This window comes from Pseudomonas fluorescens, from assembly GCF_900215245.1.
GTDB classification, from domain to species: domain Bacteria; phylum Pseudomonadota; class Gammaproteobacteria; order Pseudomonadales; family Pseudomonadaceae; genus Aquipseudomonas; species Aquipseudomonas fluorescens.
In genome coordinates, this window is the sequence record NZ_LT907842.1 from 5,352,359 (window position 1) to 5,366,223 (window position 13,865).

Annotated in this window: 13 protein-coding genes and 1 pseudogene; 8 read left to right on the forward strand and 6 right to left on the reverse strand. The window is 61.6% G+C overall.

The genetic code is table 11. The features are described 5' to 3' along the window. The first annotated feature begins 101 nt into the window (after positions 1–101). The 7 genes from CPH89_RS24740 (at position 102) to CPH89_RS24770 (ending at position 7,352) form a co-directional block, all read left to right on the forward strand. The gene (locus CPH89_RS24740; RefSeq protein WP_053256147.1) at positions 102–1,055 is read left to right on the forward strand and encodes an aldo/keto reductase; all 954 of its coding nucleotides are present in this window, start codon (positions 102–104) and stop codon (positions 1,053–1,055) included. Positions 1,056–1,141: 86 nt separating this feature from the next. Continuing rightward, a complete protein-coding gene (locus tag CPH89_RS24745) occupies positions 1,142–1,897 on the forward strand; it encodes a CDP-diacylglycerol diphosphatase (protein ID WP_053256146.1) in 756 nt (251 codons plus the stop codon). Positions 1,898–2,071: 174 nt separating this feature from the next. After that, positions 2,072–4,066 carry an aminotransferase class I/II-fold pyridoxal phosphate-dependent enzyme gene (locus CPH89_RS30740; protein WP_053256145.1) on the forward strand — a complete coding sequence of 665 codons (1,995 nt, stop codon included), beginning with the start codon at positions 2,072–2,074 and terminating at the stop codon, positions 4,064–4,066. 24 nt (positions 4,067–4,090) lie between these two features. Further along, positions 4,091–4,945, forward strand: coding sequence for a transporter substrate-binding domain-containing protein (locus tag CPH89_RS24755; protein ID WP_053256144.1), 855 nt, complete (start codon positions 4,091–4,093; stop codon positions 4,943–4,945). A gap of 1 nt (position 4,946) precedes the next feature. Further along, a complete protein-coding gene (locus tag CPH89_RS24760) occupies positions 4,947–5,651 on the forward strand; it encodes an ABC transporter permease (RefSeq protein WP_053256143.1) in 705 nt (234 codons plus the stop codon). Between the two features lie 7 nt (positions 5,652–5,658). Next, positions 5,659–6,357: an ABC transporter permease gene (locus CPH89_RS24765; RefSeq protein WP_053256142.1), complete on the forward strand. Its 699-nt coding sequence runs from the start codon at positions 5,659–5,661 to the stop codon at positions 6,355–6,357. Beyond that, entirely contained in the window at positions 6,354–7,352 is a 999-nt protein-coding gene (locus tag CPH89_RS24770) for a DMT family transporter (protein WP_053256141.1), read from the forward strand. The genes CPH89_RS24765 and CPH89_RS24770 overlap by 4 nt, the downstream gene beginning before the upstream one ends. On the opposite strand, the pseudogene CPH89_RS30675 reads toward CPH89_RS24770, so the two are convergent. Beyond that, positions 7,308–7,847: pseudogene (locus tag CPH89_RS30675) on the reverse strand (TetR/AcrR family transcriptional regulator); the annotation flags it as partial. The gene CPH89_RS24770 and the pseudogene CPH89_RS30675 overlap by 45 nt on opposite strands. 103 nt (positions 7,848–7,950) lie before the next feature. Between CPH89_RS30675 and CPH89_RS24780 the strand changes: the two are divergent. Next, positions 7,951–8,949: a M14 family metallopeptidase gene (locus CPH89_RS24780; protein ID WP_053256140.1), complete on the forward strand. Its 999-nt coding sequence runs from the start codon at positions 7,951–7,953 to the stop codon at positions 8,947–8,949. 26 nt (positions 8,950–8,975) lie between these two features. On the opposite strand, the gene CPH89_RS24785 is transcribed toward CPH89_RS24780, so the two are convergent. From CPH89_RS24785 to CPH89_RS24805, 5 genes are all read right to left on the reverse strand, one after another. Then, positions 8,976–10,229 carry an EAL domain-containing response regulator gene (locus CPH89_RS24785; protein WP_053256139.1) on the reverse strand — a complete coding sequence of 418 codons (1,254 nt, stop codon included), beginning with the start codon at positions 10,227–10,229 and terminating at the stop codon, positions 8,976–8,978. A gap of 9 nt (positions 10,230–10,238) precedes the next feature. After that, positions 10,239–10,622 carry a response regulator gene (locus CPH89_RS24790; protein ID WP_053256521.1) on the reverse strand — a complete coding sequence of 128 codons (384 nt, stop codon included), beginning with the start codon at positions 10,620–10,622 and terminating at the stop codon, positions 10,239–10,241. Next, on the reverse strand, positions 10,607–11,956 hold the full coding sequence (locus CPH89_RS24795) for a sensor histidine kinase (protein ID WP_053256138.1): 1,350 nt from the start codon (positions 11,954–11,956) through the stop codon (positions 10,607–10,609). The genes CPH89_RS24790 and CPH89_RS24795 overlap by 16 nt, the downstream gene beginning before the upstream one ends. Before the next feature lie 184 nt (positions 11,957–12,140). After that, positions 12,141–12,704 carry a GNAT family N-acetyltransferase gene (locus tag CPH89_RS24800; protein WP_053256137.1) on the reverse strand — a complete coding sequence of 188 codons (564 nt, stop codon included), beginning with the start codon at positions 12,702–12,704 and terminating at the stop codon, positions 12,141–12,143. Between the two features lie 102 nt (positions 12,705–12,806). Continuing rightward, positions 12,807–13,730 (reverse strand): universal stress protein, encoded by a 924-nt coding sequence (locus CPH89_RS24805; RefSeq protein WP_053256136.1) that lies wholly within the window; start codon positions 13,728–13,730, stop codon positions 12,807–12,809. Positions 13,731–13,865: the final 135 nt, after the last annotated feature.

Consider the following 13,865-nt stretch of genomic DNA (forward strand, 5'->3'; position numbering starts at 1 on the left):
TTATAGCGGTTCGGTTGCATGCGGCGTTGAGCCCTATTCAACCTTGGATGATCTAGAGTAATGGCTTTTATACGTCGCGTTACCGGCAGGGGTCATTTTTAATGCGCATCGAGACCCTCCGGATTGCCGGCATCGACAAACCCGTCGCGCGGATTGCCCTCGGTACCTGGTCCATGGGCGGGCATTTGTGGGGCGGCGCGGATAACGAGCAGTCGATCAGAACGATTCGCCATGCGTTGAACTGCGGCATCAACTTGATCGACAGCGCGCCAGTCTACGGCCTTGGCCTTTGCGAAACGCTGATCGGCAAGGCACTGCGCGGCCAGCGCCACAGTGCGGTGATCGCCACCAAAGCGGGCGTGCAATGGGATGATGGCTCGCCTTGGCGCCAGGCGACGGCGCAGCGCATTCGCAAAGCGGTGGAAGACTCATTGGTGCGGCTGGAAACGGACTACATCGACCTGTACCAGGTTGATTGGCCCGATGCGTTGCTGGCCCGCCAGGAAACTGCCGATACGTTGGAGAGCCTGCGCCGCGAGGGCAAGATCCTTGCCGTCGGCGCCAGCCACTGCTCTTGCGCACACATCAACGATTTCAGCCGGCATACCCCGTTGGCCACCGTACAGCCGCCGTACAACCTGTTTGAGCGCGCCATCGACTGCGACCTTCTGCCGTATGCCAAGCAACATTCGCTGGTGGTGTTGGCCTATGGCCCGTTATGCCGTGGCTTGCTGACCGGCAGCCTGCATGCGGCCAGCTGTTTTGCCGACGATGACAAACGCACGCTCGACGCGAAATTCACCGCGCCGCGTTTTGAGCAATACCTGGCGGCCGTGGCGGCGCTGGATAGCTATGCCCGTGAATGTCATGGCAAGTCGGTGCTCGCGTTGGCCTTGCGCTGGGTACTGGACCAAGGCCCGACCATCGCGCTGTGGGGCGCCCGTACTCCCGAGCAACTGAACGGGGTTGACGAGGCGTTTGGCTGGCGCTTGAGTGCCGAAGACCTGACACATATCGACCGTATCATCGCCAGCGAGCTGAACAATCCGCGCTAGCCGGATTCGATGACACCCTTAAAACGTTAGGGTTATGACAGGGCTGTCGGTAACAAAACACCCTCCCTGTGCGTAGAGGTTTTTGCATGAAGCGCGGTACCGTATTCAAGCTCGTCGGTGGTGGGTTGGTTGGGTTGGCGTTGCTCGGTGCCTGGCAATGGCGGGGCAATCCCGACGCCTTGTGGCAAATCGTCAGCCGGCAATGCGTGCCCAACCTGCAACAGCAGCACACCCCCAGCCCTTGCCTGGCGGTCGATCTGGACCGTGGCTACACCCTGTTAAAAGACCGCAACGGCCCACTGCAGGATCTGCTGATTCCGGTGGATAAAATCACCGGCATCGAAGACGCCGCGTTGGGCCGTGACTTGCTGCCGCATTACTTTACTCAAGCCTGGCGGCACCGCAGTGTGTTGTCGGATGGCCTGAAAAAGCCGATTCCCGACGCGTTCATTTCGGTCGCGATCAACTCCCGTTACGGCCGTACGCAGAACCAGTTGCATCTGCATATCGCCTGCCTGCGCGCGGATATCTTTGCCGTGCTCACCCAGCTAAGCAGCACCCTCAACGAACAATGGCGGGTACTGCCGGCTCGATTGATCGGGCACACATACAGTGCCCGCACGCTGACGGCGGCGGACGCCGATGCGCTCGACCCCTTGGTCGTGTTGCGTGCATATGTCGATGCCCAGGGCGCGAGCATGAGCCAGTACAGCTTGCTGATGGCACCCCGCGCAGACGGCAGTTTTGTGTTGTTGACCACACACCTGGCGCTGAGTGAACTGAACCTGGGGTCGGCCGAGGAATTACAGGACCGTCACTGTGACCTGATGACCGCGCGCTGAGCCCACTGTCGCGACGAGGTGGTTAAAACACTGACTGCGACCTGTTCGCTCGATAAACGACACCCCGCAAACGTATCCATTGAACGACTGTTCAGTTTGCACTATGTTGACCGCATCCACCCCTTTGTGCGCAAACGGGTTCGCGCTTTTTCTTCTTGAACGAGAGGCTCTGGCATGCGGTTTTCCCCCTTTGTTGAGCGAATTGCAGGGCAGGGCGTCGCCGCCTGGGACATCCACCACGCCGCGTTCCACGCCGCCAGCCAGGGTGAGGACATCATCATCCTCAGCGTCGGCGATCCGGATTTTGCCACGCCTTCCTTTATTACCGACGCGGCCGTCAGTGCACTGCGCGACGGTGATACCCACTACACCGAAATCCCTGGCCGCCCCCCATTGCGCGACGCCGTCGCAGCACGCTACAGCAACACCCTGTCGCGGCCGGTGGCTGCCGAAAACGTCATCATCGTGCCCGGTGCACAGAACGCGCTGTTCATCAGCTCGTTGTGCCTGCTGCAAGCCGGTGATGAAGTGCTGGTGCTCGACCCGATGTACGTCACCTACGAAGCCACGCTCAAGGCCAGCAGTGCAACGCTGGTGCGCGTGCCGTGTTCGCCGGAGTCGGGCTTTCGCCTGGATGCGCAGGCGCTCGGCGCGGCGATTACGCCACGTACCCGGGCGATTTTCTTCTCCAACCCGAACAACCCCACCGGCGTGGTCCTTAACCCGCAGGAATTGCAAGCCATCGCCGACCTGGCCAACGCCCATGACCTCTGGGTCGTGGTGGATGAGGTGTATGAAAGCCTGGTGTTCGACGGTGAATACCACAGCCTCGCCGCACTGCCGGGCATGGCCGAACGCTGCATCGTGATTGGCAGCTTGTCCAAATCCCATGCCATGACCGGCTGGCGCATCGGTTGGATCATCGCGGCGCCGCAGATGGTTGCGCATGCAGAAACCCTGGTGTTGAGCATGCTCTATGGCTTGCCCGGGTTTGTGATGGAGGCTGCCACGGCGGCGGTGCTGGCCCATGATCAGGTGACGCAGGGCATGCGCGAGATCTACCGGCGGCGCCGTGACCTGGTGGTGGCCGGCCTCGGCGCGTGCCCGGGGATCAAGGTGCAGGCGCCGCAAGCAGGCATGTTCGTGTTGATGGATGTGCGTGGCACCGGTCTGGGCTCATTGGATTTTGCCTGGCGGTTATTCCGAGAGGCGGGCGTGTCGGTGCTCGATGCCGCGGCGTTTGGTGAGCCGGCGCAAGGCTTTGTGCGGTTGTCGTTTACCCTCGGCGAAGCACGCCTGGCCGAGGCTTGCCAGCGTATTGCCGGGTTTGTTGCCCGGCTTGCCGGTGAGCCGCGTGTCGCCGCTGCGCCAGCGCGTGAAGTGCTGCCGCCGGTCGAAGCCAGGAAGATGATTGAAGTCATCGACCTGCATAAGCGTTTCGGCAATATCGACGTGCTCAAGGGCATTTCCCTCACGGCTCGCGAAGGCGAGGTGATCTCGCTGATCGGCGCCAGCGGTTCGGGCAAGAGCACCTTGTTGCGCTGCATCAACATGCTCGAAGTGCCGGATCAAGGCAGCATTCATGTCGACGGCGAAAGCATCAAGCTCAATTACGGCATGCCCGGTGCGCCGCTGGTGGCGGATGCCAAGCAACTGGTGCGCATCCGCTCGACCCTCGGCATGGTGTTCCAGAACTTCAACCTGTGGCCCCACCGCACCGTGCTTGAAAACCTCATCGAAGCCCCGACCCAGGTGCTGCGTGAAAGCCGCGCCGAAGCGATCGAACGCGCCGAAGCCTTGCTGGATCGCGTCGGCCTCGCCGCCAAGCGCAACGAATACCCGGCGTTTCTCTCCGGCGGCCAGCAGCAACGGGTGGCGATTGCCCGCGCGTTGGCCATGCGTCCCAAAGTCATGCTGTTCGACGAACCCACGTCGGCCCTCGACCCGGAACTGGTCGGCGAAGTGCTGCGCGTTATCCGCTCTCTGGCCGAAGAAGGCCGCACCATGATCCTGGTCACCCATGAAATGGCCTTCGCCCGGGATGTGTCCTCCAAAGTCGCTTTTCTGCACCAAGGCATGATCGAAGAAACCGGCACGCCGGACTCGGTGTTTATCGACCCACGCAGTGAGCGTTGCCGGCAGTTCGTCAACGCGCATCAAGCGCGCTAACTCCACACAAAGACGGGGCAAATCATGAACTCAAGACCCATGGCAAGCTGGTTGGGCGGTGCAGTGTTGATGTTGGCCGCAGGTTTTACGCTGGCGGCGGAGAAACCCATCGTGTTTGCGGTGGCGGCGGAACCCTATCCACCGTTCACCGTAAAAGGCGGGAATGGCGAGTGGTCGGGCTTTGAAGTGGACCTGATCCACACGCTCTGCGAAGGCATGAAAGCCGAATGCCAGATCAAGGAAGTGGCGTGGGATGGCATCATCCCGTCGCTGCTGGCCAAGAAGATCGACGTGATCTTCTCATCGATGTCGGTGACCGATGAGCGTGAAAAACAGATCGCCTTCAGTCGCGCCTACTACGACTCGCTGCTGGGTGTGGCGGGGCCCAAGGGCGCGACGGTGGACATTACCCCTCAAGGCCTCAAGGGCAAGTTGATCGGTGTGCAAATCTCCACCGTCAGCGCCAATTACCTGAAGAAGTATTACGAAAACATCGCCGACATTAAGTACTACGACACCCAGGAATCGGCCAACGCTGACCTTATCGCAGGCCGTATCGACTACATGATGGCTGACGACACCGCGATCGCGATGATGGTCAAGACCCCCGAGGCCAGTGGCCTGGCGCACATCGCCAGCGTGCCCTACGACCCGATCATCGGGCGTGGCGTCGGTGCCGGTTTACGCAAGGAAGACACCGCGCTCAAGGCCCGCCTCGACACGGCCATCGGCGAGCTGCTGGTGAGCAAGGCTTTTGATGACCTGTCCCAGCATTACTTCGGCGTGTCGGTCAGCCCGTGCAAGCGTGCCGACACCCCGGCGTATGTGAGCAAAGTCTGCGACAGCCCTTATCAGCAAATCGCCCAGAAGACCGAATAAGATGTTCGACCTTCTCCGCTTCGGCGAACAGGGATGGGGTGACGCGCTGTTAAAAGGGTTATGGATGACCCTGCAAATCTCCGCCGGCGCGTTCGCCGTGGGGTTGCTGATCGGCCTGGTCGTGGCCTGCGCCAAGCTCAGCGCGCCACGCCCGATCGCCTTGTTGATGCGCGGCTACACCACGGTGTTTCGCGCGGTGCCGGAGTTACTGCTGATCCTGCTGCTGTACTACGCAGGTTCCATGGGCCTGAACGCGTTGATGCTGTGGCTGGGGTTCGAGCAGGTGAACATCAGCGGCCCGCTGGTGGCGATCCTGGTGTTGGGGCTGGTGCAGGGCGCCTACGCGTCGGAGATTTTCCGTGCGGCAATCCTGGCGATTCCCCATGGCCAGATTGAAGCGGCGCGGGCCTTTGGCTTGAGCGGCATGGGCCTGTTCCGCCGGGTGACCCTGCCGATCATGGCGCCGTACGCCCTGGCCGGCATGTCCAACCTGTGGATCAACCTGATCAAGGACAGCGCCTTGATCAGTGTGGTCGGCACCAACGAATTGCTCTACACCGCCAAGCAGGCGGCGGGTTCGACCCGTCAATACTTACTGTTCTACCTCACGGCCGCCGCCTTGTATTACCTGGTGACGCTGGCTTCCAACTACCTGTCCGGGCGCCTGGAGCGACGTATTCGTCGCTGGATGCCGGTTGTCGAGTGAGTGGGCTATGCCTGAATGGATAAGTGACTACGCGGGGCTGATTGCCAAGGGGCTGCAGATTACCTTGTCCTTGCTGGCGATCTCGGCGGTGCTCGGCTTCGTCCTGGCGGTGCTGGTGGCGTTGGCGCGTTTGTCACGGCGCAAGTGGCTGGCCCGGGGGGCGCTGGCCTACACCAGTGTGCTGCGGGGCACGCCGCTGTTGATCCAGATCTATATCTTCTACTACGGGCTGGGCAGTTTGTTCGCCCAGTTTCCGCTGATACGCACCAGCTTCCTGTGGCCATTCCTGCGCGACGGGTATTGGTACATCGTCTTTGCCCTGGTGCTGTCGGTGGGCGCTTATGTTGGTGAAGTGATTCGCGGCGGCCTTTTGGCGGTGCCCAAGGGCGAGATGGAGGCCGCCTCGGCATTCGGTATGACGCCACGCCAGGCGTTATTGCGCGTGCGCTTGCCCCGGGCGATGCGCCTGCTGCTGCCGACCCTGGCGGGGGAGACAGTGATGTTGCTTAAGTCCACCGCACTCGCGTCGACGATTGCCGTGGTCGACCTGCTGGGCGCGGCCAACGTGGTGCGGGCGCAGACGTTGCAGATCTATCAACCGCTGTTGCTGGTGGCCGCTGTCTACCTGTGCCTGACGTTCCTGATCGAAGGCGTTTACGCCATCGCCGAACGACGCGGCACGCCACTGCGCAGGTCGCTCGGATGAAACAGGATCGCGCGTTGCAAGGGATTGCCCTGTGTTCACTGGCCTATGCGTTTCTGGCGCTGCAGGACGCGGCGATCAAATGGCTGGTGGCTGATTACTCGGTGTTCACCCCTCTGTTCTGGCGCAGCCTGGTGGTGGTGGGCGCGTGCGTGATCGCTGGGCGCATGGGCTTATTGCGCCGTGCATGCACATCGGTGAGCCGCCGGCTGCTGATCATTCGCGGGTTGCTGTCGTTGCTGGCGTGGTTGCTTTATTACACCGCCGCCAAGGACTTGACCCTGGCGGAAATGACCACCTTGTATTTCTCCGCGCCGATCATGGTCACGTTGCTCGCTGCGCTGATCCTCAAGGAACGCGCCAGCCGTGGCCAATGGGTCGCGTTGCTCATCGGCTTTGTCGGCGTGGTGATCGCCTGTCGCCCGAGCACTATGCTCGACCCCGTGCCGATCGTCCTGACCCTCACCGCTGCGCTGTGCTGGGCATTGACCTATATCCAGTTGCGCCAGGTCGACCCGACCACCTCGGTGCTCGAGCAGATGCTCATCACCAATGTGGTGTTCGTGGTGTGCATGGCCCTGACCTTGCCCTGGACGCACACCCCAGCGCCGACCCCGGCCTGGTTGGGCATGTTGGCGGCGGGGCTGGTCGGCGGTATCGGTCAGTTTCTGTTGTTCGCGAGTTTCCGGCGGGCCACGGCGACCTTGCTCGCACCGTTTGAGTACACCGGGTTGATCTGGGCTTTTCTGTTATCCAGCCTGATCTGGGGCACGTCGATGGACCTGTCGCTGATCATCGGCGCAGTGCTGATTGCAGTCAGCGGGACGTTGGCCATGCTCAGCGCCCGCCACCCCGAATCACTCGATGTGGTCGGCGCCGAATGCACCGTAACGCAAGCCCTGTACCCAGCATCGGCAGATGTGCAAGCCGTTGGCGGGGCTGAAAGTGCCGGGGTTGAGGCACCCCTCAAGCCAGAGTCCGTCGAGCATCGCCGATAGGCCAATCGCCGCCAGATGGCTGTCGTGGATCACCAGGTTTTCGCTGCGGGCAAGGTCGTCCAGCAGCTGCTGGATCAATGCCAGGTAGGCACGGTAGCTGTTTTCGTGGGACTGGTTCACGTGGGGCGAGTGGCGGATCAGGCTCCAGAACACCACCCACACGCCCAGCAGATCGGGGTCCATCACCCGCGGCGAAAAGGACGCGCTGAGGAAGGTATCCAGGCGCGCGGCGGCGCCTTCGGCCTGTTCGACTTGCGCCCAGAGCGCGCTGGTCAATTCGTTGGCGAGCTTTTGGTAGGTTTCGGCGATCAGTGCGTCGATGCTGCCGAAATGGTGGTTGAGCAAGCCCACGGAAACGCCGGCCTCAGCCGCAATCCGGCGTACGGAAATGCCCGCATGGCCGTCGCGGGCGAGGCTGGTCAGGGTGGCGGCAATCAGCAAGTCCCGGCGTTCATCCGGGTCGGCGCGGCGCAGTTTGGGAGGGTCGATGGTCACGGGGATGCCTTTGATGAAGACCAGTGATGAAAAACCAGAATGCTCAGGTTAGTTGAACGCGTGTTCAATCTCTAGCGATTAAATGATGGGAGGAGGGCAAGGCATGGCAAACGACCTTTCGTGGCAGGTGGCGGGCGATGCGGGCCACGCGCTGCACATCGGCGCCTGGCGCTTTGACGGCGACGGCAGTGGGCCGCGTGTGCACCTGCAAGCGGGCGTGCACGCCGATGAAATCGCCGGGATGCTGGTGCTCCACCAACTGCTGCCGCGTTTGCAAGCTTGCAGGGATCAGGGCCGCCTCAAAGGCACGGTGACCGTGGTGCCGCAAGCCAACCCGTTTGGGATCGGCCAATTCCGTCAGGGCCGACTGCTGGGGCGCTTTCACGAGGCTACCGGGCAGAACTTCAATCGCGCTTTCGATTACGCCCTGGCGATGGAACACCCGGCGAGCAACCTCGCGCAATGGCAAAAAAGTCTGCTGCAACTGGCCGCCGATGCCGACCTGGTGCTGGATCTGCACACCGACGATGAGGCATTGCCGTACCTCTACATCCATCGCAGCTTCTGGCCCGAACAAGGCCTGGCGCTGGCCGCGGCACTGCAGGCGCAGGTGGTGATCGTCTGGGATGAAGGCGGCGACGGCTCCTTTGAGGAAACCATCATCAATCACGCCGCGCCGCGCCTGGCCGCCACGGTCGAATTGCGTGGCCAGGCCGACGTCAGCGATGCCCTGGCGCAACAGGACGCCGACGGCCTGTGGGCGTGGCTGTGCATCAACGGGGTGATCGACGAAGTGGCGGTCATCAGCGAATGGCAAGGCGAAGCAGTGGACATGGGCTGCATGGAAACCATCCTGGCGCCCCGCGCCGGTGTGCTGGTGTTTGAGAAAGGCCTGGGTGATCAGGTCGAGGCGGGCGAGCGTTTCGCCAGGCTCATCGGGCGGCCCGGGGATGCGGCGTCAGAAGTGATTTTGCATGCCCCACAAACCGGGCGCATGCTCACGGCCCACCGTGAACGCCTGGTGGCACAGGGCGCGGTGGTGGCGAAGTTTACCGGCACGCGGTTATCCGACAGTTACAGCGGCGGGGTGCTCGACCCGTAGCAACCGCTGCTGATTGAACCTCGCAGTTACAACGGCGGCGTGCGCTCCAGCAAAAGGCGCTCCAGGGTGTCTGCGGGTAATGGCCGACTGAACAGATACCCTTGGATCTGATCGCAGCCGGCCTGCTTCAAAAACGCCAGCTGTTCCTGGGTTTCCACGCCTTCGGCGACCACTTGTAAGCCCAGGCTATGTGCCAGTTCAATGATGGTGCGGGTGATCGCTGCGTCTTGCGGGTTGGTGGTGACTTCGCGGATGAACGCGATGTCGATCTTCAATGTATCGATGGGGAACCGTCGCAGGTACGCCAGGCTTGAATAGCCGGTGCCGAAGTCATCGATGGAGATTTTTACGCCCAGTGTGCGCAATCGTTGCAAGCTGGCGATGGTGTGCTGGGTGTTTTCCATCAATGAGCCTTCGGTCAGTTCAACCTCCAGCCAATGCGGCGACACCCCGGTTTCCCTCAGGATGCGTTCGATATCGGCAATCAGGTCGCCCTCGATCAATTGATGCCCGGAGACATTCACCGAAACCTCTACGGCACCAATCAGGCCGCGTTGCCACACGGCGATTTGCTGGCAAACGGTGTCGATCACCCAGCGCCCGACCTGCACAATCAAGCCCAGGCTCTCGAGTACCGGTACAAACACCGCCGGCGACACCGTGCCATAGTTGGGACGCTCCCAGCGCAACAAGGCCTCAAGGGCACATATGTTCCCGCCCGCCAGCTCGATCTTGGGTTGGTAGTGCAGGGTGAACTCATGGTTTCGCACCGCCTGGCGCAGGGCATTTTCAAAATCCTGGCGCGCCAGGTCGTGCACGCTCATGCCTGCGGGCTCGCCCGTTTGCCGTTGCAGTTGCTGCTCCAGCATCAGGTTATGAACCTTCAATTGATCACCGCGCTCCTTGAGCCGCAACAGGTTGCGCACCCGCAGCCACAGCTCGACGCGTTCTACCGGTTTGCTGATGAACTCCTCGGCGCCGGTTTCCAGCCCGCTGACGCGCGCGCTCGGTTCACTGAGGGCCGACAACATGATGATCGGAATACTTGCCGTGGTTTCGTTGCCCTTCAAGTGGCTGGCCACCTCGTAGCCGTCCATGCCCGGCATCATGATGTCCAGCAGGATCAGGTCGGGCGGCCGCTGGGCCACGATCTGCAACGCTTCTTCACCGCTGCTCGCACTCAGGGTCTGGTAGCCCTCGTGCTGCAGCAGGGTTTCCAATAACTTGCGAATCTGCGGTTCGTCGTCAACGATCAACAGCGTTGCGGGTTGGCTGGCCATGGAGAGGACTCACAGGTGGGGGCTGATGTGCTGTTGCAGCAAGGTGTCGATGACCTGGTAAAGCTCTTTGTAGCGCAGCGGCTTGATGATGTAGGCGTCGCAACCGGCTAGCCGGGTCTTTTCGCGGTCTTCCTTCATGGCCATGGCGGTCAGGGCGATCACCGGGATGTGTGCGGTGTTGGGGTCCTGCTTGAGCAACGAGGTGGCGGCGAGGCCGTCCATGCCCGGCAACTGGATATCCATCAGAATCAGGGCCGGTTGTTGTTCCCGCGCCAGGGTCAGGCCGGTTTCTGCATCCGCCGCCCACAACACGCTGTGCCCGGCATTGACCAGCAACAACCGCGCCAGGCGCATGTTCGCTTCGTTGTCTTCGACGATCAGGATTTCAGCCATGCCGCCTCCGGCGCGCGGTGCAGCGGCAGCCACACCACAAAGCGCGCGCCCGAGCCTGCGCGGCTGGCCACGGCGACACTGCCGCCGAGCAGGTCGGTGAGTTGCTTGACCATCGCCAGTCCCAAACCCGTGCCTTCAAATTTACGCGCCAGGCTGCTGTCGATCTGGCTGAAGGCCTTGAACAGCTTGCTCATGTCGTCTTCGGCGATCCCGATGCCGGTGTCGCTGACACTCAGCTCCAGGAACTGCGTGCGCGTGCCGGGTTGCAGGTCGAAGCCGTGGGTAGGCCAGTCGCCGGGGATGTGGCCGACATCCGCGAGGCTGACCTCGCGGACCGCCAGGGTCACGGAGCCGCCGTGTGCGCTGAACTTCACCGCATTGGCCAGCAGGTTGTAGATAATCTGCTTGGTCTTGCGCAGGTCCAGTTCCAGGGTGCCAAAATCGTCCGCGCATTCCAGCTTCAATTGGATACGTTGCAAGGCGGCTTTTTCGCGCACGATCAACAAGCTGTTGGCGAGCAACCCCGCCAGTTCCACAGGCTCCAGCTCCAGGTCCATCATCCCAGCCTCGACCTTGGACAGGTCGAGAATGTCGTTGATCAACGACAGTAAGTGCTGGCCGCTGGTGAAGATGTCGCCGATGTACTCGCGCTGCACCTCGCTCATGTCGCCGACCAAACCATCCTTCAACGCCTCTGAAAAGCCAATCACCGCGTTCAATGGCGTGCGCAACTCGTGGGACATGGTGGCGAGAAACTCGGACTTCATGTGGCTGGCGTGTTCCAGTTCCAGGTTCTTTTCTTCCAACGCGCGTTCAAAGCCTTTGCGCTCGGCTTCTTCTTGTTTGCGCGCGGTGTTGTCAGTGCCGATCAACAGGTAGCCGATGATCGTGTCGTGGCGATTGCGCAGCGCCGTTACCGAGACCATGGCCGACAGGCGACTGCCGTCCTTGCGGATGTAGGTGAGTTCGTAGATGTCTTCGATGCCGCGTGAGGCCTTGAACACCAGCGCTTCAAAGCCCGGCGTGATCGGCGTGTCCAGCTCCAGGCTCAGGGCGGCGGCGCGGGTAATCAGCTCGGCGGGGTCGGAGATGTCGGCGGGGGTGATGCGGTTGAGCACATCGTCGGCGGCATAGCCGAGCATGCGTTCGGCGCCAACATTGAAGATCTGGATCACGCCTTTTTCGTCAGTGGCGATGCTGGAAAAATACGCACTGTTGAAGATTGCGTCTTGCAGGGCGCCGGTCTTGAGCAGGGTCTTTTGGCGTTTGAACTCGACGATTTTTTCGGCCCGCGATTGTAATTCGGGGGCTGCGCCAGGGTTTGTATTGTCCAATGCAGTGTTTTCCGTGCATATCAGACCCGACCGTATTCAGAACACGGCCGCAGAGCATGCTCACAGAAAATCGCATGAACGCGATGAGGAGGAGATGAGGTCCTTGGACAATAGCAGATGCTGCGATCAGCACGGTACTCATACACTCAAACGAGTGTATGAGCCGTACACGCTGGCATGCCGCTCAGAGCGCCACGCTGCTGATGATTTGAGTACGGTCATCCGGGTCTGTGACGCTGTTGAAGCCCAACGCATGCGTCAGTTCACGCAGTGGCAGGTTGGTCGCCGCATCTATCGTATACATCCGTTTGAATCCATTGGCTCGCGCGGCCTTTATCAGGTGCTGCATCAAAATGCGCCCCAACCCCAGGCGTTGCCATGTGTCGGCCACCGTGACCGCACATTCGCACTCATCCTCCTTGGCGGTGGCGTAACGCGCCACGCCGATTTCGATCAGCGTGCCGTTGGCGTGCACCAGGGCGATAAACGCCATGCGTTGCTGGTTATCGACACTCATCAACTGATCAAGCAGGGCTTTACCGGGCTCGTTGATTTCGCCAAGGAAACGCGCGTGCCGCGACTCGCGGGACAAACCCTTGATGAAGGCGTATTCCCGCTCACGGTCGTCGGCGGTCAGGGGGCGCACCAGCACGTGGCGGCCGTCGTCGAGTTGTTCGATCCAGTGTTCATGCGGTATGGCCGCATAGACGGCGTCGGCTTGGCTGTTCTGTGCTGCGAGGCTAGGCATGTGATGGCTCCGAGGTGGGGTGGGCAGGGAACATCGCCCTGTCGACAACAATGTGCGTACGCAGGCCCTCGCTACGCAGTGCGCGGCGAGGGCATCAGGGGGTTAATCGACGATCTCGGGCGCCACCATCCATACACTGCATGGCATTTTATACAGCAGGGTTTCGGCGGTACTGCCCAGCAGGCGAGACAGCCCGTGATGACCGACGCGGCCCATGACGATGACATCGACGTTGTAAGCATCGGCATAGCTGGCCAACACCTTCGCCGGGTTGCCCAGAATCATATGGCGCTGCGCCGGCGGGATGCCGTTGCGCGCGGCCAGGTCATTGAAGGCCTGGCCCTGGTCATCAAACAGGCGCTTGGCGGCCACTGAAGAGAAGTAGCCGGCCCCGCTGCCAAACCCATACTCCTGGGCGCTCAGGTCGGACAGGTCGTGGGCATAGACCACCTCCACCTCAGCGTTACACAGGTCGGCCAATTTGCTCGCCTCATGCAGGATGCGGTCGTTGAGGCCCTCATAGCGATCGTCACGATGGAACGGGTCCACCGCAGCGACGATCTTGCGCGGCAATGCATGCTGCGCGTTGCTGACAAAATGCAGCGGTACCGGGCATTCGCGCAGCAGGTGCACATCCAGCGGCGTGAACAACAAGCGTGACAGCAGCGATTCATGCTCCAGTGCCTTGATCACCACGGTCATCGGCTCTTCGCGCAAACGCACCAGAATCTCTTGAAGCGGGCGTTCCACCCACGCCACTTCAGTGGTGACGGTCAGCCCGTATTTGCGCAAGGGCGCGGCCCGTTCTTCCAGCCACTGGCGATGACGCTCCACGTAGCCGATGCGCATTTGCTCCAGGGCCTGCTCGTTGACCAGACCGGCGGTCGCCAGGCCTTCCAAATAGTCGAAGGCGAGGATATGCAGGGCAGCGCCATCGGCCTTCGCCAGGGCTGCGGCGCGGTCGAAGGCGGGGCTGTGTTCCATCAGCGGCGAAACCAGCAGCAAGTAACGGTCTTGGTCAGACATGGCAATCTCCCTCGGGGTCGGTGGCAGCGGCGGTGATACCTGCCGCTGATCATGGCCTGCGCTGCGAGGTCGAGGTTGATCTGTATCAAATTGCCCGCAGGCCCAGAGCGGCACGCGATGTGCGGTCAGTTGCGC